General features: G+C 66.7%; 22 protein-coding genes and 1 tRNA gene. 18 read left to right on the top strand and 5 right to left on the bottom strand.

The features are described 5' to 3' along the window. Positions 1-17 precede the first annotated feature (17 nt). Complete coding sequence (locus E3T23_RS13420; protein WP_277612465.1) at positions 18-1,250, bottom strand: isochorismate synthase; 1,233 nt, start codon at positions 1,248-1,250, stop codon at positions 18-20. Between the two features lie 65 nt (positions 1,251-1,315). Between E3T23_RS13420 and ubiE the strand changes: the two genes are divergently transcribed. The 12 genes from ubiE (at position 1,316) to E3T23_RS13360 (ending at position 12,306) form a co-directional block, all read left to right on the top strand. Further along, complete coding sequence (ubiE, locus tag E3T23_RS13415) at positions 1,316-2,041, top strand: bifunctional demethylmenaquinone methyltransferase/2-methoxy-6-polyprenyl-1,4-benzoquinol methylase UbiE (protein ID WP_134370976.1); 726 nt, start codon at positions 1,316-1,318, stop codon at positions 2,039-2,041. A gap of 32 nt (positions 2,042-2,073) precedes the next feature. After that, positions 2,074-3,144, top strand: coding sequence for a polyprenyl synthetase family protein (locus tag E3T23_RS13410; RefSeq protein ID WP_420898329.1), 1,071 nt, complete (start codon positions 2,074-2,076; stop codon positions 3,142-3,144). 10 nt (positions 3,145-3,154) lie between these two features. Then, a complete protein-coding gene (locus E3T23_RS13405) occupies positions 3,155-4,540 on the top strand; it encodes an FAD-dependent oxidoreductase (protein ID WP_134370975.1) in 1,386 nt (461 codons plus the stop codon). Positions 4,541-4,546: 6 nt separating this feature from the next. Beyond that, positions 4,547-5,179 (top strand): prepilin peptidase, encoded by a 633-nt coding sequence (locus E3T23_RS13400; RefSeq protein WP_241977942.1) that lies wholly within the window; start codon positions 4,547-4,549, stop codon positions 5,177-5,179. 383 nt (positions 5,180-5,562) lie between these two features. Beyond that, complete coding sequence (locus E3T23_RS13395) at positions 5,563-5,742, top strand: Flp family type IVb pilin (protein ID WP_166806298.1); 180 nt, start codon at positions 5,563-5,565, stop codon at positions 5,740-5,742. 134 nt (positions 5,743-5,876) lie between these two features. After that, positions 5,877-6,266, top strand: coding sequence for a TadE/TadG family type IV pilus assembly protein (locus tag E3T23_RS13390; RefSeq protein ID WP_134370974.1), 390 nt, complete (start codon positions 5,877-5,879; stop codon positions 6,264-6,266). Next, positions 6,254-7,237, top strand: a complete 984-nt coding sequence (locus E3T23_RS13385; protein WP_134370973.1) for a pilus assembly protein TadG-related protein — start codon at positions 6,254-6,256, stop codon at positions 7,235-7,237. The genes E3T23_RS13390 and E3T23_RS13385 overlap by 13 nt, the downstream gene beginning before the upstream one ends. An 8-nt stretch (positions 7,238-7,245) precedes the next feature. Beyond that, positions 7,246-7,983 (top strand): Flp pilus assembly protein CpaB, encoded by a 738-nt coding sequence (gene cpaB, locus E3T23_RS13380; RefSeq protein ID WP_134370972.1) that lies wholly within the window; start codon positions 7,246-7,248, stop codon positions 7,981-7,983. Further along, complete coding sequence (locus E3T23_RS13375) at positions 7,980-8,987, top strand: CpaE/TadZ family protein (protein ID WP_134370971.1); 1,008 nt, start codon at positions 7,980-7,982, stop codon at positions 8,985-8,987. The genes cpaB and E3T23_RS13375 overlap by 4 nt, the downstream gene beginning before the upstream one ends. Beyond that, positions 8,984-10,468, top strand: a complete 1,485-nt coding sequence (locus E3T23_RS13370) for a TadA family conjugal transfer-associated ATPase (RefSeq protein ID WP_134370969.1) — start codon at positions 8,984-8,986, stop codon at positions 10,466-10,468. Before E3T23_RS13375 ends, E3T23_RS13370 begins: the two co-directional genes overlap by 4 nt. After that, on the top strand, positions 10,465-11,421 hold the full coding sequence (locus tag E3T23_RS13365) for a type II secretion system F family protein (protein WP_134370968.1): 957 nt from the start codon (positions 10,465-10,467) through the stop codon (positions 11,419-11,421). Before E3T23_RS13370 ends, E3T23_RS13365 begins: the two co-directional genes overlap by 4 nt. Before the next feature lie 9 nt (positions 11,422-11,430). After that, on the top strand, positions 11,431-12,306 hold the full coding sequence (locus E3T23_RS13360) for a type II secretion system F family protein (RefSeq protein ID WP_134370967.1): 876 nt from the start codon (positions 11,431-11,433) through the stop codon (positions 12,304-12,306). Here the strand turns inward: E3T23_RS13360 and E3T23_RS13355 are convergent. After that, complete coding sequence (locus E3T23_RS13355) at positions 12,303-12,791, bottom strand: YajQ family cyclic di-GMP-binding protein (RefSeq protein ID WP_134363544.1); 489 nt, start codon at positions 12,789-12,791, stop codon at positions 12,303-12,305. The two genes, E3T23_RS13360 and E3T23_RS13355, sit on opposite strands and share 4 nt — an antisense overlap. A gap of 26 nt (positions 12,792-12,817) precedes the next feature. Beyond that, complete coding sequence (locus E3T23_RS13350) at positions 12,818-13,834, bottom strand: LacI family DNA-binding transcriptional regulator (protein ID WP_134370966.1); 1,017 nt, start codon at positions 13,832-13,834, stop codon at positions 12,818-12,820. Between the two features lie 153 nt (positions 13,835-13,987). Here E3T23_RS13350 and E3T23_RS13345 point away from each other — a divergent pair. The 3 genes from E3T23_RS13345 to E3T23_RS13335 all read left to right on the top strand — a co-directional run bounded on the left by E3T23_RS13345 (position 13,988) and on the right by E3T23_RS13335 (position 16,442). Further along, positions 13,988-14,069 (top strand) — tRNA-Tyr (locus E3T23_RS13345). A 31-nt stretch (positions 14,070-14,100) separates the two neighbouring features. Next, positions 14,101-14,934 carry an inositol monophosphatase family protein gene (locus E3T23_RS13340; protein ID WP_134370965.1) on the top strand — a complete coding sequence of 278 codons (834 nt, stop codon included), beginning with the start codon at positions 14,101-14,103 and terminating at the stop codon, positions 14,932-14,934. 335 nt (positions 14,935-15,269) lie between these two features. After that, on the top strand, positions 15,270-16,442 hold the full coding sequence (locus E3T23_RS13335; protein WP_134370964.1) for a M23 family metallopeptidase: 1,173 nt from the start codon (positions 15,270-15,272) through the stop codon (positions 16,440-16,442). Positions 16,443-16,466: 24 nt separating this feature from the next. Here the strand turns inward: E3T23_RS13335 and E3T23_RS13330 are convergent, their stop codons facing one another. Together E3T23_RS13330 and E3T23_RS13325 are read right to left on the bottom strand one after the other, a co-directional pair. Then, on the bottom strand, positions 16,467-17,297 hold the full coding sequence (locus tag E3T23_RS13330) for a GTP pyrophosphokinase (RefSeq protein ID WP_420898328.1): 831 nt from the start codon (positions 17,295-17,297) through the stop codon (positions 16,467-16,469). A 235-nt stretch (positions 17,298-17,532) separates the two neighbouring features. After that, positions 17,533-19,200: a glycoside hydrolase family 13 protein gene (locus tag E3T23_RS13325; protein WP_134370963.1), complete on the bottom strand. Its 1,668-nt coding sequence runs from the start codon at positions 19,198-19,200 to the stop codon at positions 17,533-17,535. 172 nt (positions 19,201-19,372) lie between these two features. Here E3T23_RS13325 and E3T23_RS13320 point away from each other — a divergent pair, with 172 nt between their 5' ends. The 3 genes from E3T23_RS13320 to E3T23_RS13310 all read left to right on the top strand — a co-directional run bounded on the left by E3T23_RS13320 (position 19,373) and on the right by E3T23_RS13310 (position 23,255). After that, positions 19,373-20,611 carry a sugar ABC transporter substrate-binding protein gene (locus E3T23_RS13320; protein WP_134370961.1) on the top strand — a complete coding sequence of 413 codons (1,239 nt, stop codon included), beginning with the start codon at positions 19,373-19,375 and terminating at the stop codon, positions 20,609-20,611. 96 nt (positions 20,612-20,707) lie between these two features. Continuing rightward, positions 20,708-22,345 (top strand): ABC transporter permease subunit, encoded by a 1,638-nt coding sequence (locus E3T23_RS13315; RefSeq protein ID WP_134370960.1) that lies wholly within the window; start codon positions 20,708-20,710, stop codon positions 22,343-22,345. Between the two features lies 1 nt (position 22,346). Next, complete coding sequence (locus E3T23_RS13310) at positions 22,347-23,255, top strand: sugar ABC transporter permease (protein ID WP_134370958.1); 909 nt, start codon at positions 22,347-22,349, stop codon at positions 23,253-23,255. The last annotated feature ends 3 nt before the right edge of the window (positions 23,256-23,258 follow it).

Raw genomic sequence — 23,258 nt, 5'->3', positions numbered from 1 at the left:
GGTGAGCCCGGGCGGGGTCAGCCGAAGGCCTCCACGACGGGGCGGAACTTCATCCGGGTTTCGGCGAGTTCGCGCTCCGGCTCGGAGTCCAGCACGATGCCGCAGCCCGCGTACGCCGTGACGGCGCCGGCAGGGCTGACCTGGGCGCAGCGCAGGGCGATCGCCCACTCGCCGTCGCCGTCGGCGCCGACCCAGCCCACCGGGCCCGCGTAGCGGCCCCGGTCGAAGGGCTCCAGTTCGCGGATCAGGGCGAGCGCCGTCTCGGTGGGAGTGCCGGCGACCGCGGCCGTCGGGTGCAGGGCGGCGATCAGGTCGAGGGAGTTCGATCCGTCGCTCAGGGTGCCCTCGACATCCGTCGCCAGGTGCCAGAGGTTGGGCAGCTTCACCGTGAACGGGATCTCGCTGGTCGTGAGGTGCGAGGTGTGCGAATGGAGCGAGGCCAGCACGCTCTGCACCGCGAACTCGTGTTCGTCGCCGTCCTTGGCGGAGGTGGCCAGCTGGAGGGCCGCCTCCAGGTCGGAGGCGGCATCCGAGCCTCGCGACACCGTGCCGGCAAGCACGCGGGCGTTGACCTCGCCGTGGTCGGCGCGGATGAGGGTCTCCGGGCTGGAGCCGACGAGGCCGTCGACCGCGTAGGTCCAGCAGTCGGGGTAGCCCAGCGCCAGTTCGCTGACGGCGCGGCGCAGGTCTGATTCGGCCGGCAGCCGGCCGACCAGGTCCCGGGCCAGCACGACCTTGTTGAGATCCCCCGAGGCGATGCGGGAGACGGCCTCGCCGACCGCGTCGCGGTACCCGGCGGGAGGCAGAGCGCCGGGCAGCAGCGAAATGCGGTATTCGGTGCCGAGCGGACGCAGGGCGAGGGGGATTTCCGGCGGTGTGGTTCCGGTCGGCCAGATCCGGGTCACCCAGCACTGGCCGTTGTCGCGACCGATGATGACCTGCGGCACGATCAGCACGCTGGTCTGATCGGAGGAGGCGTCGAAGGCGAAGGCTCCGAAGGCGAGCAGGCCGGTGCCGGTGCGTTCGATCGGGTCGGACACGGTGGCTGCGGCCGCGACCTCGCGCCAGGCGGTGGCGGCATCCGTGAGCCGGGTCGCGCCGGAGAACTCGAGCCGGAGTGCCGTGCCGATGCCCGCCAGACCCTGGTTGCGGCGCATCCAGAGCAACGGTTCGCGGGTGTCGAGCAGAAGAATGAGTTGGCGGATGTCGGCGAGGGGGGTGGTTTCGACCGTTAGAGCCTGAGCATTCACCTGCACAGCCTATGCCAGCGGCTCTGGAGGGCCCCGCGTGTCCGCCGGCAATCTAGACTGAGGGAGTGAGTAGAGCAGACCTCAATAAGCAGCCCGAGCAGGTCGCTGCCATGTTCGATCAGGTCTCCACCCATTACGACCGCACGAATGCCGTGCTCTCGGTCGGGAACGCGGCCCTGTGGCGGATGGCCGCGACCCGCGCCGTGAACCCCCGGCGCGGCGAACGCATCCTGGACATCGCCGCCGGAACGGGCACCTCGAGCGTCGCGCTGACGAAAACGGGCGCGCATGTCGTGGCCGCCGACTTCTCCGAGGGCATGATCGCCGTCGGCCGTTCCCGCCACGCCGGGAACCCGCAGCTCGAGTTCGTGCAGGCCGACGCCACGGCCCTGCCGTTCGCCGACAACGAGTTCGACGCCGTGACCATCTCGTTCGGCCTGCGCAACGTGGTCGAGCCCAGGAAGGCCCTGGCCGAGTTCTACCGGGTGACCAAGCCCGGCGGGCGCGTCGTGATCTGCGAGTTCTCCACGCCGCCGTTCGCGCCGATTCGGATGGGCTACTTCGCTTACCTCAATCATGTGATGCCGATGATCGTGAAGCTGGCGTCCTCGAACGCGGAGGCGTACGACTACCTGGGCGAGTCGATCGCCGCCTGGCCGAACCAGCAGACCCTCAGTGCCTGGCTGCGGGAGGCGGGCTATGACGCCGTCGCCTACCGCAACCTGAGCCTGGGCATCGTGGCCCTGCACCGCGGCGTCAAGCCGGCGGATGCGTCAACCGCACCGTCCTGAATCTTCCCAGATCCGATCGTTAGGCTGACAGAGTGAAACCGAGCATGCCCGTGTTCCGTCGGGGCTCTTCCGTGACGAGCCAGCTCGGCCTCAGCGATCGCATTTTCTCAACCGCCGAGGACCGTGGCCTCGCGGCGGGCATCGACGCGGGCATCGACCAGGTCGAAGCCAGCCTGCTCGCCGAGGTCACCTTCGCCGACGAGATCGCGAACGTCACCAGCCGGTACCTGCTCAAAGCGGGGGGCAAGCGCGTGCGCCCCATGCTGGCGTTGCTCACCGCCCACCTCGGCAGCGGCAACCACACCGACGTCATCACCGCGGCCACCGCGATCGAGATCACCCACCTGGCCTCGCTGTACCACGACGATGTGATGGACGACTCGGACAAGCGCCGCGGGGTGCCGAGCGCCCAGACCGTGTGGGGCAACTCGGTGGCGATCCTGACCGGGGATCTGCTTTTCGCCCGCGCCAACCAGCTGATGGCACGCCTCGGTGAGCGGGCCATCCGTTTGCAGGCCGACACCTTCGAACGGCTCGTGCTCGGCCAACTTCACGAAACGGTCGGTGTGCAGCCCGGCCAGGACCCCGTGCAGCACTACATCCAGGTGCTCGCCGACAAGACCGGCTCGCTGATCGCCGCGGCCGCCCAGGCCGGAATCATCTTCTCCAATGCGCCGCCTGAGTTCGAACAGCCCGTGATCGCCTTCGGCGAGAAGGTCGGCGTCGCCTTCCAGCTCATCGACGACGTGCTCGACCTCTCCCCGCAACCGGAGGAAACAGGCAAGGTGCCCGGCACCGACCTGCGCGCCGGCGTGGCCACCCTGCCGCTGCTGCGTCTGCGCGAGCGGGCCCCGCACGACGACACCGCGGCCACCCTGCTCGAACGCCTCGAACGCGACGTGATGGCCAGCAACGGTGTCGCGACCGCGGCGGCGGACTCGGCGATCACCGCGCTGCGCGACCATGACGTGACCGGGCAGACTCTCGCCGAGGCGCACAGCTGGGCTCGCGACGCGGTCGAGGCTCTGGCTCCGCTGCCGGATGGTTCGGTCAAGAAGGCCCTCACCCGTTTCGCCGACACGATCGTTGAGCGATCAAGTTAGAAAGGCTTCCATGACCAAGTTGCGATTGGCCATTGTCGGCGCAGGACCTGCGGGAATCTATGCCGCCGACATCCTGCTCAAGGCGGAACGGAACTTCGACGTTTCGATCGACCTGTTCGACCAACTGCCGGCGCCCTACGGTCTCGTGCGCTACGGCGTCGCCCCGGACCACCCCCGGATCAAGGGAATCATCACGGCCCTGCGCGACGTGCTCGACCGCGGCGACATCCGGGTCTTCGGCAATGTGCGATTCGGCATCGACCTCACCCTCGAGGACCTGAAGAAGCACTACAACGCCGTCATCTTCGCGACCGGGGCCGTGCACGACGCCGACCTGGACATCCCGGGCATCGACCTGACCGGGTCCTACGGGGCCGCCCGGTTCGTCAGCTGGTTCGACGGCCACCCCGACGTGCCGCGCACCTGGCCGTTGGACGCCCGGGAAGTCGCCGTCATCGGCAACGGCAACGTGGCGCTGGATGTCGCGCGCATGCTGGCCAAGCACGCCGACGACCTGCTGAGCACGGAGATCCCGGCGAACGTCTACGAGGGGCTCAAGGCCTCGCCGGTGACGGATGTGCATGTGTTCGGCCGCCGCGGCCCGACCTCCGTCAAGTTCACCCCGCTGGAGCTGCGGGAACTCGGCGACCTGCCCGATGTGGACATCGTCGTCTACGACGAGGACTTCGACTACGACGATGCCGCGCGAGACGCGGTGGCCAGCAACAAACAGGTCTTCGTGATCGACAAGGTGCTGAACAAGTGGCGGGAGCGCCCGGCCGGCGCGGCCAGCCGGCGACTGCACCTGCACTTCTTCGCCAAGCCCCTCGAAATCGTCGACGACGGCACCGGCCGGGTCGGCGCCATCCGTTACGAACGCACCACCCCGAACGGGCAGGGCGGCGTCGTCGGCACCGGCGAGATCCGGGAGCTGCCGATCCAGGCCGTCTACCGCGCGGTGGGCTACTTCGGGTCCCCGCTGCCGGGCGTTCCGTTCGACAAGAAGCGCGGCGTCATCCCCAACCGGGAGGGGCAGGTGCTCTGGAAGGGTGACCCGTCGTTCGGATCGAAGGGCGGCAACACGCAGATGTACGGCGTCTACGCGACCGGGTGGATCAAGCGCGGACCGGTCGGGCTGATCGGGCACACGAAGTCCGACGCCATGGAGACCGTGCGGCACCTGATCAACGACCTCGGCAACTGGTGGCGCCCGCAGTCGTCGTCGGAGCAGAGCATCGTGGACCTGCTCGACGAGCGCGGGGTGCGATACACGAACCTCGACGGCTGGCACCGGCTCGACCAGCACGAGCTCGCGCTCGGCGCCGACGCGGGCCGAACCCGGGTCAAGGTCGTACCCCGCGACGAGATGGTGACGATTTCCCGCGGCGAGAGCTGACCGCGCGTGGCGCCCTGGCTGCCGATTGTCGCCGGCCTGATCGGCGCCGCACTCGGGGTGCCACTCACCGGGATTGCCGAACGGATGCTGCGCATCCGCCGCCGCTTCGCGTTGCCGGTCCGTGCGACCGTGACCGCGTCGACCGGCCTTCTCATCGCGCTCGTGGTGTGGAAATTCGGGGTCGCGTGGGAGCTCCCGGCCTATCTGTATCTGGCGCTGATCACGGTGGTGCTCAGCGTCGTCGACATCGCCGAGAAGCGGCTGCCCAACGCGCTCGTCTACCCCTCGATGATCGTGCTTCCGGTGCTGCTGGCCTTCGCGGCGGTGGCATCCGGGGCCTGGCCCGCTCTGCTGGGAGCACTCGTCGGCGGCGCCGCGCTGTTCGCGTTCTATTTCGTGCTCGCCCTGATCTCGCCCGGCGGCATCGGCATGGGTGACGTGAAACTGGCCGCGGTGATCGGCTTCGCCCTCGGCTACCTGGGGTGGACCCCGTTTCTCGTCGGTGCTTTCGGGGCGTTCCTGGTCGGGGGCCTGGTCTCGCTGGTTGCACTGGCGCTCCGCCGGGTGACGCTGCGGAGTTCCATCCCGTTCGGGCCGTCCATGCTCGCCGGGGCCTTCCTGGGCGTGCTGCTGGCCTGAAGTTCCCCCCGGCGGGGGGTCAGGACGATCGCTGAGACGGGGCTACGGTGGCGCTGTCGCCGACCCTGAGGCGAGTTCGCTTCACCCGAGGAGCACCTGTGTACCCGATTCTTCCTGCCCGCGCCGCGCCTGGAGACACCTCCCGCGCGATCCCCTGAGCCACTCGAACTGACCGGCCCGAACCCGAATGACGGCCTCACTCGCGACAAGCCCACGTCGCGAGTTATTGTCGTGTCGCTTCCAGGATTTGTCCAGCAAAGCATCAGCTACCCCCCAGACAGGGATCCCCCTCACTGGGACGTAGTGAGGTTTTCTCTGCGGACGTAACTTGTGGTCATTCGCTCGGCCGCCCTGGCCGGCCCACACAGAACGGACAACCCGAGATGAAGTTCTACACCAAGATCCAGGCCGCCATCAACAGCATGCGCACCGACGAGGAAGGCGCCACCGCGGTGGAGTACGGCCTCATGGTCTCGCTCATCGCCGTCGTCATCATCGGTGCTGTCGGCGCAGTCGGCCTCGCCCTCCAGGCGTTGTTCACCGGAGTTGAAGGCAACCTCTAACCAACGTGTGCCCGGCGGGACATGACCCGCCAGACCCCGTGCGCCGGCGGCGGCTCGTCATGGCGAGCCGCCGCCGCCCGCACTCACCCCCGACTTTTACCCGCAACGCCAGGCCTACCCGAAGGGGCCATTCCATGATTTTCAGGCGCACCGTCACAAGCGAGCGCGGAGCGGCTGCCGTCGAGTTCGCGCTCGTCCTTCCCCTACTCCTCCTGCTCGTACTCGGAGTGATCGAGTTCAGCCGGGTCTACAACGTGCAGATCTCTCTGAGCAATGCGGCCCGTGAGGGTGCCCGGACGATGGCCATCCACAACGATCCCGCGCGGGCCAAGACGGCCGCCAGCCTGGCAGCTCCGTCGGTCAACCCCGCGCTCACCACGGGTGACATCACCGTCAGTCCGGCCGATTGCGCCGCCGGATCGGCCGTGACCGTCACCATCGACTACGAGGTAGACCTGCTCACCGGGTACTTCGGTGTGACGCTGCCTCTCACCGGTAAAGGAGTCATGCAATGCGGAGGATAACTGCACGTCTGGGCAATGAGCGCGGCGCGAGTGCCGTCCTGGTGGCGGTGCTGCTGGTGCCGCTCCTTGGGTTCGCGGCAATCGCCGTCGACGTCGGTGCCCTGTACGTCGAACGCGGCCAGCTCCAGAACGGAGCGGATGCCGCAGCGCTCGCCATCGCCCAGGGCTGCGCCACGGACGGCGTCTGCACCGGCTCCGCGGCCAAAGCCGCCGCCTTCGCCGACGCTAATGCCAACGACGGCGCCGCCAACGTTCTCACCCCCACCTTCCCTACCAGCAACAGCGTGCTCGTCACCTCGAGCACTCGGGTGGCCAGCACCAATGCGGATGCCATCAGCCACCCGTTCGCCCGGTTCATCGGCATCGATTCGACGACCGTGCACGCTGCCGCCACCGCCGAGTGGGGCCCGCCGCGGGAGAGCATGATCGTCCTGCCGCTCGCCATCTCGCTGTGTGAATTCCAGCCGGCCCTGGACGGAACCCTCGTGCTCCTTCGCTACGACCAGAACCCGGCGTGCACGACCCCGGACGGCCACCCCATTCCCGGTGGATTCGGCTGGCTCGACCGGGTGGAGGACGAGTGCGAGGCCGCCATCGACCTGACCGTGGCGCGCGCTCCGAGCGAACCGGGCAACTCGTTCCCTGGTATCTGTGCCGCCACGCTGACCGATCTCGAAGGCCAGACGATCCTGGTGCCCATTTTCGACCGGGCCTACAACCCGAGCGGAAACGAAGTGACCAATGGCCAGGCGGCCTCGTACCACCTCTACGCGTTCGCTGCCTTCACCATCACCGGGTGGAAGTTCTCCGGGGGTCCGGCACTGACCAACACCGATCCCGCCGCCCCGAGGTGCACCGGCAATTGCCGTGGAATTCAGGGGTACTTCGATCGTTGGGTGTCCGTTGACGCGGCAGGTGCGGCTATCGGTGGCCCCGACCTCGGCGTAGACCTCGTCAGACTTTCAAACTAGGAGATTTCATGAAAACTCGACTCATTGGCGCGATCCTCGCGATCGTCCTGGCCGTTGTTGGCACCGTCGTGCTTACCGGCTACGTGAACAGTGCTGACGCGCGAGCGGCCAACGGGGCCGAATTCGTGGAGGTCTACCTGGTAGCGGCTGAGATCCCAGCCGGCACCGAGGCGAGCGCGATCAGCGACCTCATCACTGCGAAGCAGATTCCGACCCTCGCCGCCGTTCCTGGACGCGTGACGAAACTGAGCGACCTGAAGGGCCTGGTGGCAGACACCGCGCTGATGCCCGGCGAGCAACTGCTCGAGTCGCGCTGGGTGACGCCCGCCGAGCGGGCAGCCAGCGGAGACGTTGCCCTGCCGGAGGGGATGCAGGCGGTCAGCATCGCGCTTCCCGTCGAGCAGGTGGTCGGCGGCACTGTCAAGCCGGGCGACACCGTCGGCGTCGTGATTTCCGCGACGATCAAGGGCACTGACGGCGCCGAGGACACGCCGATCAGCCGCCAGGTCTTCCACAAGGTGCTTGTCACCGCGGTACGGGAGGGAAACAAGACTCCTCCTGCCGAGGGAGCGGACGCGGCAGCCGAGCCGTTCGACGCGGTCATGGTCACCCTGGCCCGGTCGACCGCAGACATTCAGAAGCTGGTCTGGGGCCAGGAATTCGGCAGCGTCTGGCTCACCATCGAACCTGCGACCGCTGACGAAACGGGTTCAGCGGTCATCGGTGGCAGCACGGTGTTCGAATGAGCCGCCCCCGACTGAGCCCCTGGCGTGACGGGGTGCTGGGGTCGGTAGCGCAGACGTCCGTTGACGTCGAAACCGGCGACGAAGACCAGGACCAGCCACCAGACGCGGTCAAGGCCGAGTTCGAGTTTGAGGATGACTCCGCACGGGGTGACGGGCCGGCCGTCGATGAGCGGTGGGAACCCCCCACCGTCGACCCGCCCACAATCGAGGTGACCCCCCAACCGGAGGTCATCCCGCATCAGATCATCGCGGTGGCAGCAGCCAAGGGTGGTGTCGGCAAGACAACCGTCGCGACCAACCTGGCCGTGGGCCTCGCCCGGCAGGCTCCGCTATCGGTGGTGCTCATCGACGCCGACGTGCAGTTCGGGGACGTGGCCATGGCCCTGTCGCTGACTCCTGGGCGCGCCCTGCCGGATGTTGTCACCGCTGCCGCGGCGGGCGACGCCCTGGTGCTCAAGGCCTATCTCACTCCGCATTCGGACGGCTACTACGTCGTGTGCGGCGCGGAGTCCCCGGCCGACGGGGACCGGGTCACCGGCGAGCAGCTCGGACACCTCATTCGCCAACTCGCCGTGATCTTTCGGTTCGTGATCATCGACACGGCGCCCGGCCTGGGCGAGCACGCCCTGGCCGCCCTCGAGGCCGCCACCGACGCCGTGTTCCTCTGTGACATGTCCGTGCCGGGTGCGCGCGGCCTGCGCAAGGAGCTCGCCGTTCTCGCCACCATCGGCATCCTGCCGCCGGCCCGTCATGTTGTGTTGAACTTCGCCGACCGGGTGAGTGGGCTGAGCGTGAAGGACGTCGAGGCAACGATCGGTGTGCCGGTGGACGTCGCCGTACCCCGTTCGAGCCTGGTGACGCTGTCCACGAATCGTGGCATTCCGCTGCTCCAGAACAGAAAGAAGAATCCCGCGTCGGCTGCCCTGACGGAGCTGGTGCGCCGATTCGACCCCAGCGCGTCACTCAAACGCGGTCGCTTGCATCGAAGGGTGGTTGTCGCATGAAACTAACCGACCGAGTGGAGGCGGCACGCCGCGATGGTCCACTGCACAAGCTCGACAAGAAGGCCGGCAACGGCATCGTCTCTGCATCGAAGGCGGTGACGGACGTTGTCCTTCAGCCTTCCACTAACGCATCAGCTGAACCGGAGGCTCAGGCACCCACCCCGGAACCCGCGCCCATCCCGGCCCCGCCGGTGGACCCGCTGGCCGAACTCAAGGAGCGGGCGGCGCAGGAACTCTTCGGTCGAATCGGCACGCGCCTGAACGACCCGAGCCTGAGCGAAGAACAGCTGCACACGTATGCCAGGGCCGAACTCGGCAGCATTGTCTCGGCGGAACAGGTTCCGCTCAGCCCGGAGGAGCGCACCCGGCTGATCGCCGAGATCGGTGCTGACGTGCTCGGATTCGGCCCGCTGGAGGCTTTGCTCGACGACGTCGCCGTGACCGAGATCATGGTCAACGGCCACGAGCAGATCTTCGTCGAGCGTGACGGCCGCCTCAGTCGCAGCGCGGCCCGCTTCACCAGCGAGGCCCAGCTGCGCCGGGTGATCGAGCGCATCGTGTCGAAGGTCGGGCGCCGCATCGACGAATCGTCGCCGCTGGTGGACGCGCGCCTCGCCGACGGCTCGCGGGTGAACGCGATCATCCCGCCGCTCGCGGTCGACGGCTCCTCTCTCACGATCCGCAAGTTCGCGCGCGAACCCTTCACGGTGAACGACCTGGTCGGCTTCGGCACGCTGAGCGCCGAGATGGCCCAGGTGCTGGATGCCTGCGTGAAGGCCAAGCTCAACATCATCGTCTCGGGCGGAACCGGAACCGGGAAGACGACGCTGCTCAACGTGCTGTCCGCCTATATCCCCTCCGATGAGCGCATCATCACCATCGAGGACGCGGTGGAGCTACAACTGCAGCAGGACCACGTCATCCGGCTGGAATCCCGGCCGGCCAACATCGAGGGCAAAGGCGAGGTCACCATCCGCGACCTCGTGCGCAACTCCCTCCGGATGCGACCAGACCGGATCGTGATCGGCGAGTGCCGCGGCGGCGAGAGCCTGGACATGCTGCAGGCGATGAACACCGGGCACGAGGGTTCGATCTCCACCGTGCACTCGAACTCGCCGCGCGACGCGATCGCCCGGCTGGAAACCCTCGTGCTGATGGCCGGAATGGACCTGCCGCTGCGCGCCATCCGAGAGCAGATCTCGTCGGCGATCGATGTAATCATCCAGATCACCAGGCTCAAGGACGGCACGCGCCGGGTCACGCACGTGACGGAGGTGCAGGGCATGGAGGGTGATATCGTCACCCTGCAGGACGCCTTCGTCTTCGACTACAGTGCCGGCGTCGACGAGGCCGGACGCCTGCTCGGCCACGCGGTGGCGACCGGGGTGCGGCCCCGGTTCGCCGACAAATTCCGGGACCTCGGGATCCCGTTGTCCCCGAGCGTGTTCCAGGCCAACCTCGTCACCCGGTCCCAGCGATGAACGACCTGGCCCTCTACGGTGGCATCGCCGCCGCGCTGATCGCCCTGTTCGTGGCCGTCTTCCTGGTGATCGCACCGCCGCGGCCCCGGGTGCCGCTGGAACGCCGTCGGGCGCCCGGCGCCGTGGACACCTCGACCCTCACCCGGGTCACCGACCGCACGGTCGAAGCGATCGAAGGGGCGATTCATCGTCGCGGACGGGCGCCGTTCACGGCGGAAGAATTGGAGCAGGCCGGCATCCGGATGCAGCCGTCCGGGTTCGTGCTCATGGTGCTCTCGGCGTCTACGGTGCTGGCGCTGACCGGCCTGCTCCTGGGCACCGGGACTCTCTGGGCAATACCGCTCATGCTCACCTTCGCGGTGCTGGGCCCGATCGGTGCCAAGGTGCTCCTGAGTGTGCGTGCCGGGCAGCGCCGTGCGAAATTCGCGGAGCAACTCGACGAAACCCTGTCGCTTCTCGCCGGTGGCCTGCGAGCCGGCCACAGCCTGCTGCGGGCGGTCGACGCGGCGTCTCAGGAGACACCGTCGCCGTCGGCCGACGAGCTGGCCCGGGTCGTGAACGAGACCCGCATCGGCCGGGACCTCGGTGATGCTCTCGACAACACCGCCACCCGGATGAAGAGCGAGGATTTCCAGTGGGTGGCGCAGGCGATCGCCATCAACCGCGAGGTCGGCGGCAACCTCTCCGAGGTGCTCGACCAGGTGGGCCACACCATCCGGGAACGCAACGAGATCCGTCGCCAGGTGAAGTCACTCGCCGCCGAGGGGAAGATGTCCGCGTGGGTGCTGATCCTCTTGCCGGTCGGGGTGTTCACGTTTCTGCTGCTCACGCAGCCGAACTACTTCGCCGGCTTCTTCGGCAGCATCTGGGGTATCGCCGCCCTGGTCGTCGCCGCCATCCTGCTCATCGTCGGCTCATTGTGGATGATGGTCGTCGTCAAGGTGAAGTTCTAGGAGATTCCGATGCCCTCACTCATTGCAATCCTCGCCTCGCTCGCCGTCGCCGGCGGGTTCGCGGCCCTGATCGGCATCCTCGTCGGCGGCCGTGCCGCCAAGCCGATCGCCGACATCGGGGACGCAGTTCCAAACCTCGGAGCGCCGGGAGCCGGCGGCGCACGTGCATGGCGCACCCGGGGGATGCGCGAGCTGGCCCCGCGAGGGTACCTCGGGATGCTCGACCGCAGGCTGGCGCTCGCCGGTCGGCCACCGGCCTGGACCATCGACAAGATCCTCATCGCCAAGCCCCTCGCCGGCACGGCCGGTGCGCTCCTCGCGCTCCTGTGGATCAGCGGGGACCCGGTCCCGACGCGCTTCCTGCTCGGCGGCCTGCTCGTGCTGTTGTGCTTTTTCGTGCCGGACCTGCTGCTGGTCAGCCGAGGACAGGAACGACAGGAGAAGATCCAGAACGCCCTGGCCGACACCCTCGACCAGATGACGATCGCCGTGGAGGCCGGTCTCGGCTTCGAGGCGGCGATGGCCAAGGCGGCGACGAACGGCAAGGGGCCACTCGCCGAGGAATTCATCCGCACCCTGCAGGACATGAGCATCGGACGCTCCCGCACGCACGCCTACCAGGCACTGAGTGACCGAACCTCGTCAGGGGACCTGCGCCGGTTCACCCGGTCGGTCATCCAGGCGGACACCTATGGCATCGCGATCGCGGACGTGCTCCGGGTGCAGGCCGGGGAAATGCGTCTGCGACGCCGTCAGCGCGCCGAAGAGAAGGCGATGAAGATCCCGGTCAAGGTGCTCTTCCCGCTCATCTTCTGCATCCTGCCGGTGCTGTTCATCGTGCTGCTCACCCCGGCCGTGCTGAGCATGATCGAAGCGTTCGCCTAGCGGAAGTTGACGAACTGCAGGGCCACGTCGAGGTCCTTGCCCTTGAGCAGGGACATGGTGGCCTGCAGGTCGTCGCGGCTCTTCGAGCTGACCCGCAGCTCGTCGCCCTGGATCTGGCTCTTGACGCCCTTGGGGCCCTCGTCGCGGATGATCTTGTTGATCTTCTTCGCGTTCTCCTGGTCGATCCCGGCCTTCATCGAGGCTTCGATCCGGAATTCCTTGCCCGAGGCGAAGGGATCGCCCGCGTCGAGGCTGCGCAGGGAGATGCCGCGTTTGATCAGCTTCGATTCGAAAACCTCGAGGATGGCCTTGACGCGTTCCTCTGAGTTGGCCTTCATGAGCACCTTTTCGCCGCTCATCTCGATCGAAGCGCCGACATTCTTGAAGTCGTAGCGCTGCGCGACCTCTTTATGGGCCTGGTTGAGGGCGTTGTCGACCTCCATCGGGTCGACCTTGCTGACGATGTCGAACGTTGAGTCTGCCATGCCTGCCATGCTACCCAGTGGCAGCGCTATTCGCCGGGCCGGGCCGTGGTGGAGCGCACGAGGAGCTCGAACGGCATGGGCGTGTTGAGGTCGGTCAGCTCGTTCTGGCCGGGGCGCAGCTGGTCCAGTAGAATCTCGACGGCCTTCTCGCCCTGCGCCTGAGGGAACTGCGCGATCGTGGTGAGGCCGAAGAAATCGGCGAGTTCGTGGTCGTCGATTCCGATCACGGAGACGTCCCGCGGCACGACGAGTCCCAGGTCCCGGGCGGCAAGGATGACTCCGATCGCCATCTCGTCGGATGCCGCGAAGACCGCGGTCGGCCGATCGTGCACACTGCTCAGGAGTTGTTTGGCGGCCTGGTAGCCGCTCCCCATGGTGAAGTCCGCCGGCATGAACAATTCCGCTGCGGGAGTGATCCCTGCTGCCCTTAGGGCTAGCTCATAGCCGACCCGGCGGTTGGTGGGTAGGTGGAAGTCCCGATCGACATCCTCGTTTCCACCGATGTGCGCGATCCGAGTGTGGCCCAGCGCGAGGAGATGTTCCGTTGCGAGTCGGGCCACGGAGACGTCATCGATCGTTAGGGTGCGCACACCCTCGATCGGGCCGCCGACGCCGACCAGTGGCTTGTGAAGTGCGTGCAGGGTGGCGACTTCGGTTGCGGTCAGTTCTAAAGAAATTGCGATGACAGCATCCACCCTCTGACGCAACAGGAAGTGCTCGAACACGCTGCGACGCTCTCCTCCACCGCCGGTCAGGCTGAACAGGGTGAGGTCGTAGCCGTTTTTCAATAGGGATTTCTGAGCACCCTCGACAACGCTGGAAAAGAACCACCGGTCCAGGAACGGAACGACGACGCCGATGTTCTTCATCCGGCCAGACGCGAGGCTCGATGCTGTGGAGGAGACGACATAGCCGAGTTCCCCAGCCGACGCCTCGACCTTCAGCCGGGTGGCCGGCGACACGTGGCCGTTGCCGCTCAGGGCGCGCGAAACCGTGGCGGTGGAGACGCCCGCGTGACGGGCGACGTCATCGATGCCGACCATGAAGTTCCTATCGAGAATGAAGGTGAGTCAGCTTCGATCATATCCACCCGCCGGTACGCGCCGGACGTGCGCCGATTTCTCACTGGGGTCCAAACCTTGTATTCTGTCTGAGCGTCTCCGGTCACGTGTTCTGCATATGGTCGGGTGCGTATTGGCAAGTTACCCAAGTGGCCAAAGGGATCTGACTGTAAATCAGCCGTCTTAGACTTCGGGGGTTCGAATCCCTCACTTGCCACTGTTTCTTCTGCAGCCCCTAGCGTTGAGCCATGACCACACGCGCCTCAGCCGGACTGCTTCGCCTCGCCCAGGACACCGCGCTCGCCGCGGGGGACCTCGCGGCCCGTCGGCGCGCCGAGGGGGTACAGGTCGCCGCAACGAAGTCCTCTCCGGAGGATGTGGTGACCCTGGCCGACCGGGAAACCGAGTCGCTGATTCGGGGTCTGCTGGCCGACGCCCGGCCCGATGACGGTTTCTTCGGCGAGGAATCGGCGACCACGCGCGGCACATCCGGCCTGACCTGGGTCGTCGACCCGATCGACGGCACCGTCAACTATCTCTACGGTTTCCCGGCCTGGGCGGTCAGCATCGCCGTGGTCGAGGGGGACCCCGATCCGGCCACCTGGACCACCCTGGCCGGTGCGGTCTACAGCCCGACCGGCGGCGAACTGTTCACCGCGGCTGTCGGCGAGGGGTCGTGGCTGGGCGAACGCCGGCTTCAGGTGCCCGCGGCCGCGCCGCTGTCGCTGGCGTTGTTGGGCACCGGTTTCTCCTATCGCGCGGCCGAGCGTGAGCGGCAGGCTGACGTGGTGCGGGGTCTGATCGGCCGGGTGCGCGACATCCGTCGCATCGGGTCGGCCGCCCTCGACCTGTGTTCGGTCGCCGCCGGACGGCTGGACCTCTATTACGAGCGCGGGCTGAACCCCTGGGACCACGCGGCCGGCGCGCTGGTGGCACGCGAGGCCGGCGCCCGGGTCGGCGGCTTCGGGAGCGACCTGGAGGGCGTCGACCTGCTCATGGCCGGAGCCCCCGATCTCTATCGGGCCTGCGAGCCCGTCCTGGCGAAACTTTTCGTCGAATTTATGATCGACGCGAAAGCGTAGGCGCCTGAACCGTTTCGAACGAGACGGATGCCCCGGAAACAGCGGCAACCGAGGCGGTCGGGGTGGCCGGCGTCCCCGGTCGGAAGCGGAGGCCGGTGCCCCGCTTTCGGGTGTCATTCGGCGTCGATCCGTGCAATTCCGGGGTCGCAGACGGTAGCCTGTAGTGATTCGTTACTTTGGCCGTGGCCAAGACGACTGTCCGTCACCCTGTCCGACGCGCCGAAAGAACCTCTCCCTTGCTCCCTCACTCTGCCAGCCCGGCTGCCTCGCTGCCGGGTGCGAGTGACCCCGCGGCGAGGCCCCTCACGCGTCGCGAAGTACGCGAGCGCGAGCGGATGTCCGCGCCGGCGCTGGACCTCCCACCGCTGGACATCGTCGACGTCCAGACCCCCGCCGTCCAGACCCCCGACGCTGGAGCGGCCCTCGCAGCCGGACCCGCGGGCGCCGTGACGCTGACGCCGGACGCGGCGCTTCTGGTCGTCGCGAGCCTGGCTGTTCCCGAGCTCGAGTCCGTGACGATCTCCGACTCGGACCGCCTCATCGCCGCACCGGCCGCCGTTGACGCGCCGGTCTCCGACGTGGAGCGCCTGCAGACCACCATCTCCGCCGTCACGACGTCCACGGAAATCCCGTTTCCCACCCGGGCCCAGCGCCGCGCGGAACAGCCCGCCGCACGCCCGGTCCGCCCCCGCCGGGCGTCGGCCCGGGAACGCCTGGCGCCCACCATCAGCCCGGCAGCCGCCCCGTCGCCGTCGCCCCGGCGCCGCATCGCCAACACGGCCCCGGGAAACCGCGTCCGCAAGTTCGCCGCGACGGGCGTCACCATGGCTGCCATGGCCTTCGTCGCCCTGATGGCCGTGGCCACGTCTGTGCCGGCTGAGGCGCTGCTGTCCTCCGCCGATGTGCAGGCCGCCGCCCACGCCACGAAGCTAGGCGTGAAGGGCGAACCTGCCCAGACGCTGTCCATGATCGGCGGAACGGATACCATCTCGGTCGAACGCGACGGCTACGAGTCGAAGACCATCGCCGAGGTTGCCGCCGCCAGTGGCATCCGGATGGAAGCCACCTTCACGAACAACCCGAACGGCACCGTGCAGTGGCCCTTCTCGGTGGGCGTGCATATCGGTGACGAGTTCGGCTTCCGCGACTGTGCGGGCTGCTCCTCCAACCACGGCGGCCAGGACTTCAACCCGGGCCTCGGCGCACCGATCCAGTCGATTGCAGATGGCGTCGTGCGCTACGCCGAAGACGGCGAGGGCAGCCTCGGCGTGCACATGATCATCGACCACATGATCGACGGCGAACTCGTCTCCAGCGTCTACGCGCACATGATCCACGACTCGATGCTCTTCAAGGCCGGTGACGTGATCACGGTCGGCCAGATCATCGGCCAGGTCGGCAACACCGGAATGTCCACCGGCCCCCACCTGCACTTCGAGATCCGCGAGGGCGGCAAGGGCGGCACGAAGGTGAACCCGCTCCTCTGGCTGTACGCCAACACGAACTAGGCGCTCCGAACCAAGCGGACCGACCTATCCTTCCGGGGGTGCGGAGGCCCGGGTGCGGCTGATGGCCGCGAGGAGACCCTCAGGCAGTGCGAGTTGCGAGAGCCCGGCGATCTCGAGCAGGTCCGTCTCACTGTGCCCATCGGGCTCCATGGCCAGGACCTGGTCGTGCAGGCCCTCCATTTTCAGGTCCAGGCGGTTGGCGACATCCGCCGCCTGCTTGAGGTCGGCCACCAGATCGACCGGGACCGCCCCGCGGTACTTGTAGTAGATCTTGTGCTCGAGGCTGGCCCAGAAGTCCATCGCCACCGTGCGGATCTGGATTTCGACCGTGACCTCGTCGACCCGGTCCGACAGGAAGACGGGGATGTCGACGATCAGGTGCAGGCTCTTGTAGCCGTTCGGCTTCGGGGCGGCAATGTAGTCCTTGACCTCGAGCACCGTGACGTCGAGCTGGCTGGTGAGCATGTCGAGGATGCGGTAGGTGTCAGAGATGAAGCTGCAGGTGATCCGGATGCCGGCGATGTCCTGGATCTGGGCGCGAATGTCGTCGAGGACGAGCGGGCAGCCCTTGCGGACGGCCTTCTTCAGGATCCCCTCGGGTGTCTTCAGCCGAGAGTTGACGTGCTCGATCGGGCTGTAGTCGTGGATGGAGGCGAACTCCTCCTTCAAGATGTTGATCTTCGTCATCATCTCGTCGGTCGCGAACTTGTACGCCAGCATGAACCGGGTGAGCTCTGTCGTGAGCTCGCGAAGTTCGGCGAGGTCCCCGCGCGTCGGGGCCGCCGGATCGGATGCGGTGTCCGTCCCGTGGCCGGGTCCGTGTTCGGTTCCGCCGTCGATCCCCGTGCCGGTCACTGCTGCTCCTTCTACGCGCGCACAGAACGGGCGACGCCCCTCGATTGTCCCATGAAGGGACTGCGGGGTCGCTGACCGTGTTGCCGGAGCGCGGCATCCGTCTGCTGCGGGCGTCGCGGCTCAGGTTGTGGAAGCGGGCGCACGTTAGAAGGTGCGCCCGCTTCCACGCGGTGCGCCGCGACGGCCGGGCGACGGGCGCCCGGTGACGAGCCGCGGGCGGCCGGGGCGCGGGCGGTTAGGCGCGCAGCCAGACGGTGGTGTCACCGGGCAGCGTGTTGCCCGGCAGCGGGCCGCTGGCGAGGAGGAGCTCGCCGGCCGGCAGCGGTACGGATGCGCTGCCCGTGTTCGCGACGACCGTCACCGCGCCGTTCGTGAACGCGACGATCTCGTCAGCGTGGCCGTCCAGCCACTCCACCGAACCCAGCCCGAGCGCGTGCTCCCGGCGCAGGCGCAGTGCGAGCGTGTACAACTCGAGGGTGGAGCCGGCGACGCCGGCCTGCGCGTCGCGGGCGAGTCCGGCCCACTCGTCCGGCTGCGGCAACCAGCTCTCGGCCGAGGGGCCGAAGCCGTAGGAGGGTGCGGCGGCTTCCCAGGGGATCGGTACGCGGCATCCGTCACGGCCGTAGCGCTCCCCGTTGGTGCGGAACCAGGTCGGGTCCTCGCGGGCGGAGTCGGGCAGGTCGATGACCTCGGGCAGACCCAGTTCCTCGCCCTGGTAGAGATAGCTGGAGCCCGGCAGGGCGAGCATGAGCGCCGAGGCGGCCCGGGCCCGGTGCAGACCGAGCACGGTGTCGGGCAGGTCGGGCGTCTTCGGCCCGATACCGTGGCCCTGCAGGTTCTCGTGGTTGAGCGCGAGGCGGGAGGCGTGGCGCACGACGTCGTGGTTCGAGAGCACCCAGGTGCTCGGGGCGCCCACCGCGCCGAACGCGGCGAGGGAGTCGTCGATGACGCGGCGGAGGGCCGGCCCGGCCCAGGCCGTTTCGAGGTAGGCGAAGTTGAAGGCCTGGTGCATCTCGTCGGGGCGCACCCACTCGGCGACGTGGCTGAGCGGGTCGACCCAGGCCTCGGCCGCGAGGATGCGGTCGCCCGGGTACTCGTCGAGGATGAGGCGCCAGTCGCGGTAGATCTCGTGCACACCGTCCTGGGCCCAGTAGGGTGCGGTTTCGGGCCGCTCGGTGATGATGCCTGGCCCCTCCGTCGAGGCGCCGCCCATGCTGCCGCCCGCGATCGGAGGCATGTAGTCGGGAAGACCGGCCGCTTTGATCATTCCGTGCGCGACGTCCACCCGAAAACCGTCCGCCCCGCGGTCGAGCCAGAACCGGAGCACATCACGGAATTGCGCCTTCACCCATTCGTTGTCCCAGTCGAAGTCGGGTTGGGTGGTGTCGAAGAGGTGCAGGTACCACTGGCCGGGAGTGCCGTCCGGGTTCGTGACGCGGGTCCAGGCATTGCCGCCGAAGACGGAATCCCAGTTGTTCGGGGGAAGATCGCCGTTTTCGCCCTGGCCATCACGGAAGATGTAATGCGCGCGCTCCTCACTGCCCTCGGCGGCGGCGAGTGCAGCTTCGAACCACGGATGCTCACTTGAGGAGTGGTTCGGCACGAGGTCGACGATCACGCGGATGCCCAGCTCGTGTGCCGTGTGCTGCAGGGTGTCGAAGTCAGCGAGCGTGCCGAACAGCGGGTCGACATCGCAATAATCGGCCACGTCGTAACCAGCATCATTCTGCGGTGACGTGTAGAACGGCGAGAGCCAGATGGCGTCGATCCCGAGAGCCCGGAGGGCAGGGAGACGATTGGTGATGCCGGTTAGATCGCCCATCCCGTCACCGTTGGCGTCCGAAAAGGACCGCGGATAGATCTGATATATCACTGCGGTTCGCCACCACTCTGAGCCTGTCATGAAAAGAAACCCTACGGCATTTTCATGACGATGGAAGCGCTTGCAGGCCGGTGGGCTGCGCGCACCACCTGCCCCGGATGCAGATCCGACTATTTCAGTTGTCAATGGTTCCGATACTTGCTATACATGTAAACGCTTGCATAAAATTCAATGTCCTGAGAAAGGCACACCAATGATGGTGAACATGAAAGGTCTCGTCGCTGCCGGCGCAGTAGTGGTCGCAGCGTCCCTCGCATTGTCCGGATGCTCCGGCGGGGCCTCCCCGAAGGAGGGCGCCGGCGATAAAGCCGCCGCCAACACCTTGACGGTTTGGGTCGATGCCGACCGCGGCACGGTCCTCAAAGACGCGGCAGCGGCATTCACGAAGGAATCCGGCGTCAAGGTAAAGCTCATCCAGAAGGACTTCCCCAAGATCCAGGAAGAGTTCATTGCACAGGTTCCGACCGGCAAGGGCCCCGACATCACGATCGGCGCCCACGACTGGATCGGGAACCTCGTCTCGAACGGCGTGCTCAAGCCCGTCGAACTCGGTGATACGACCGCTGACTTCCAGCCGGTCGCCGTCACGGCGATGACCTTCGAGGGCAAGACCTACGGTGTCCCCTACTCGATCGAGAACATCGCCCTCCTCCGCAACACGGCCCTGGCGCCGACCGCGCCGGCGACGTACGCGGACATGGTCGCCGCCGGCACCGCCGCCGGCACTGAGTTCCCGTTCCTCGTGCCCGTTGGACCGGAATCGGACCCGTATCACCTGTACCCGTTCCAGACCTCGTTCGGCGCCCCCGTGTTCGGCACCAACTCCGACGGCAGCTATAACGCCGAAGACCTCTCGATCGGCAACGCCGGTGGAGAGGCCTACGCGGCGTGGCTCGCATCCGAAGGCGCCGCAGGGCACCTCAGCGTGAACATCACCAACGACATCGCCAAAGAGAAGTTCAACGCCGGCGCATCGCCGTTCTTCCTCTCCGGTCCGTGGAATGTCCCGGATGCCCAGAAGGCCGGCATCGACGTTGCGATCGACCCGATCCCGACTGCCAGCGCCAACCCTGCCCAGCCGTTTGTCGGCGTGCAGGGCTTCTTCGTGAGTGCGAAGACCAAGAACGCTCTCGCTGCCAATGAGTTCCTGGTGAACTACATCGGCTCCGAAGAGGTGCAGACCGCGCTCTACGAGGTCGGCGGGCGCCCGCCCGCGCTGACCAGCGCCTTCGAGGCAGCTGCCGCCGACCCGATCACCGCCGGTTTCGGTACGGTCGGAGCAACCGCCGTGCCGATGCCGAACATCCCGCAAATGGGTAAGGTCTGGCAGTTCTGGGGCGTCACCGAGGCCGCGATCATCGCGGGCGAGGGTGACCCGGCAGCGCTGTGGCAGAAGATGACTGGCGAAATCCAGGGCGCCATCGCGAAGTAACACCGTGTGCCCGGCTCCATCAGGGAGCCGGGCACAGCGTGCTCCCTCACCACACATCAGGCAAGGTTGCCGGCAGGCGCCAGAGATCGGACGAAGATGCCCACCCCACGAACAGGTCGCGATCGCACCGCGCGCGACAACTCGCTGGTCACCCAGTTGAGGCAATCCAAGCGGGCGGGACGAATTGCCGAGGCGGCGTCCGTCGGGATCAAGATTCTCCTGGTGAAAATTCTGCTCCTCGGTATTGTCGACGCGATCAGCGTCTACGCCCTCTTCGTGCTCTTCCTGAAGCAGGACTGGGTCGTCTTCGGACTCGTTCTGGCAGTCACTCTGATCGTCAACTGGATCTACTTCAGTAAAAACGCCCTGCCGGCCAAGTACCTCACCCCCGGCCTGATCTTCCTTGTGATCTTCCAAATCTTTGTTGTGGGCTATTCCGGCTACATCGCTTTCACGAACTACGGCACCGGGCACAACAGCACCAGGGAGGACGCGGTCGCATCACTCATCGCCTCCGCGCAACAGCGAGTGCCGGACTCGGTCGCGTATGACATCACCGTGATCGAGCAACTGGGTGCCTACAGTCTCCTCGTCACCGACCCTGACGGCCGGATCAGCGTCGGCAGTGCCGACGCGCCCCTGCGTGAAGTCACCGATGCCGAGACGGATGCCGACGGCGTCGCCACCGCACTTCCCGGCTACACCTCGCTCAAGTTCAGCGACATCGCTGCCAATCAAGAGGTCATCGCGGCCCTCTCGGTGCCGCTCACCGACGACCCGAACGAGGGGGTGCTCCGCACCCCGGACGGCTCAAAGGCCTATCTCTACCTGTCCGATCTGGTCTACGACGAGGCCGCGAGAACGATGACGAACACCACGACGAACGTCGTCTACGCCGAGGACCGTACGGTCGGGGCGTTCGCCGCAGAGGACGGTACCGAACTGCGCCCCGGCTGGAAGGTTGAGGTCGGATTCGATAACTTTGCCCGTGCGTTCGGCACGGATTCCATTCGGGGACCGCTGATCAACGTGACCCTGTGGACCTTCGCCTTCGCTTTCCTTTCTGTCGCCACCACGTTCGCGCTCGGGCTCTTCCTGGCGCTGGTCTTCAATGACCTGCGGATGCGCGGACGCAACGTCTACCGCGTCATCTTGATTCTTCCCTACGCGTTCCCGGCATTCCTGTCCGCGCTGGTCTGGGCGGGGCTGCTCAACCCGCAGTTCGGCTTCGTCAACCAGGTGCTGTTCGGCGGGGCGGAAATACCCTGGCTCACAAACGAATGGCTGGCAAAATTCAGCATCATCTTCGTGAACCTGTGGCTCGGCTTCCCCTACATGTTCCTGGTCTGCACGGGTGCTCTTCAGTCGATTCCCGGCGAGTTGCAGGAGGCGGCAACGGTCGACGGGGCGCGGCCCTGGCAGGTGTTCCGGCTGATCAAGCTGCCGCTGCTGCTCGTGTCGGTGGCCCCGCTGCTCATCTCGTCGTTCGCGTTCAACTTCAACAACTTCAACCTCATCTACATGCTCACCAATGGCGGGCCGAGAGACGTTACCGCGGGAGTGAATGTCGGTGCGACCGACATCCTCATCTCGATGGTCTACAAGGTCGCCTTCGTCGGTGCGAACCGCGACTACGGATTGGCGAGTGCGTTCTCCATCATCATTTTCCTGCTGGTCGCGGTCGTGTCGATCATCAGCTTTAGGCAGACCAAGGCACTAGAGGAGCTGAACTGACATGCAGGTCAACAATCGGGAGACAAGCGACCGCATCGTGGCGCGAAAGTCGTCATTCCAGTTCAAGCGCTGGTTCAAAGCAACGGGATGGCGCCACCTGATCGGCGTGGTCATGGCCGTGTTCTCGGCGTTCCCCCTTGTCTACGTGCTCTCGGCAGCGTTGCAACCCGGTGGCACCCTGATCACGGCAAATGGGCTCTTCAGTAAGGTGAGCCTCGGCAGCTTTGTGACGCTCTTCAACCTGCCCCAACAGCCATACGCCGCCTGGTACGGCAATACCCTGATCATCGGAGTGATCACCTCGATCGGCACGGTGTTCTTGGGGGCCCTTGCGGCATATTCCTTCTCCCGGATGCGTTTTTTCGGTCGCCGGGGGGGACTGCTCACGCTCGTACTGTTGCAGATGTTTCCGCAGCTGCTCGCTGTCGTGGCCATCTTCCTGCTGCTGAACGGCATCTCCGATATTTTCCCGGCGATCGGACTGGACTCGCAGGTCGGCCTGATCATGGTCTACCTCGGCGGGGCTCTTGGGGTGAACACCTACCTGATGTACGGATTTTTCAACACGATTCCCGCTTCGATCGACGAGGCCGCCAAGTTGGACGGTGCTGGACACGCTCGCATCTTCTTCACGATCATCCTTCGACTGGTCGCACCCATTTTGGCGGTCGTCGGCCTCCTCTCCTTCATCGGCACGACGAACGAGTTCGTCATCGCGAGCATCGTGCTGATCAGCCCGGAGAATCAGACCCTCGCGGTGGGCCTCTACCAGTTCGTGTCTCAGAAATTCTCCACTAACTACTCGGTCTTCGCGGCCGGCGCCGTGCTCGCGGCCCTGCCCGTGATGGCCCTGTTCCTGTGGCTGCAGAAGTACATCGTCGGCGGCCTGACCGCCGGATCGGTGAAGTAAGGC

The organism is Cryobacterium cheniae, assembly GCF_004403395.1.
Taxonomy (GTDB): Bacteria; Actinomycetota; Actinomycetes; order Actinomycetales; family Microbacteriaceae; genus Cryobacterium; species Cryobacterium cheniae.
This window is presented reverse-complemented; position numbering and strand designations above follow the sequence as displayed.

Excerpts from the sequence above, each read along its gene's own strand:
- E3T23_RS13405 (WP_134370975.1), top strand. The coding sequence starts at position 3,155 with ATGACCAAGTTGCGATTGGCCATTGTCGGCGCAGGACCTGCGGGAATC.
- E3T23_RS13395 (WP_166806298.1), top strand. The coding sequence starts at position 5,563 with ATGAAGTTCTACACCAAGATCCAGGCCGCCATCAACAGCATGCGCACC.
- E3T23_RS13390 (WP_134370974.1), top strand. The coding sequence starts at position 5,877 with ATGATTTTCAGGCGCACCGTCACAAGCGAGCGCGGAGCGGCTGCCGTC.
- E3T23_RS13385 (WP_134370973.1), top strand. The coding sequence starts at position 6,254 with ATGCGGAGGATAACTGCACGTCTGGGCAATGAGCGCGGCGCGAGTGCC.
- cpaB (WP_134370972.1), top strand. The coding sequence starts at position 7,246 with ATGAAAACTCGACTCATTGGCGCGATCCTCGCGATCGTCCTGGCCGTT.
- E3T23_RS13375 (WP_134370971.1), top strand. The coding sequence starts at position 7,980 with ATGAGCCGCCCCCGACTGAGCCCCTGGCGTGACGGGGTGCTGGGGTCG.
- E3T23_RS13370 (WP_134370969.1), top strand. The coding sequence starts at position 8,984 with ATGAAACTAACCGACCGAGTGGAGGCGGCACGCCGCGATGGTCCACTG.
- E3T23_RS13365 (WP_134370968.1), top strand. The coding sequence starts at position 10,465 with ATGAACGACCTGGCCCTCTACGGTGGCATCGCCGCCGCGCTGATCGCC.
- E3T23_RS13360 (WP_134370967.1), top strand. The coding sequence starts at position 11,431 with ATGCCCTCACTCATTGCAATCCTCGCCTCGCTCGCCGTCGCCGGCGGG.
- E3T23_RS13355 (WP_134363544.1), bottom strand. The coding sequence starts at position 12,791 with ATGGCAGACTCAACGTTCGACATCGTCAGCAAGGTCGACCCGATGGAG.
- E3T23_RS13350 (WP_134370966.1), bottom strand. The coding sequence starts at position 13,834 with ATGGTCGGCATCGATGACGTCGCCCGTCACGCGGGCGTCTCCACCGCC.
- E3T23_RS13340 (WP_134370965.1), top strand. The coding sequence starts at position 14,101 with ATGACCACACGCGCCTCAGCCGGACTGCTTCGCCTCGCCCAGGACACC.
- E3T23_RS13335 (WP_134370964.1), top strand. The coding sequence starts at position 15,270 with ATGTCCGCGCCGGCGCTGGACCTCCCACCGCTGGACATCGTCGACGTC.
- E3T23_RS13325 (WP_134370963.1), bottom strand. The coding sequence starts at position 19,200 with ATGACAGGCTCAGAGTGGTGGCGAACCGCAGTGATATATCAGATCTAT.
- E3T23_RS13320 (WP_134370961.1), top strand. The coding sequence starts at position 19,373 with ATGATGGTGAACATGAAAGGTCTCGTCGCTGCCGGCGCAGTAGTGGTC.
- E3T23_RS13315 (WP_134370960.1), top strand. The coding sequence starts at position 20,708 with ATGCCCACCCCACGAACAGGTCGCGATCGCACCGCGCGCGACAACTCG.
- E3T23_RS13310 (WP_134370958.1), top strand. The coding sequence starts at position 22,347 with ATGCAGGTCAACAATCGGGAGACAAGCGACCGCATCGTGGCGCGAAAG.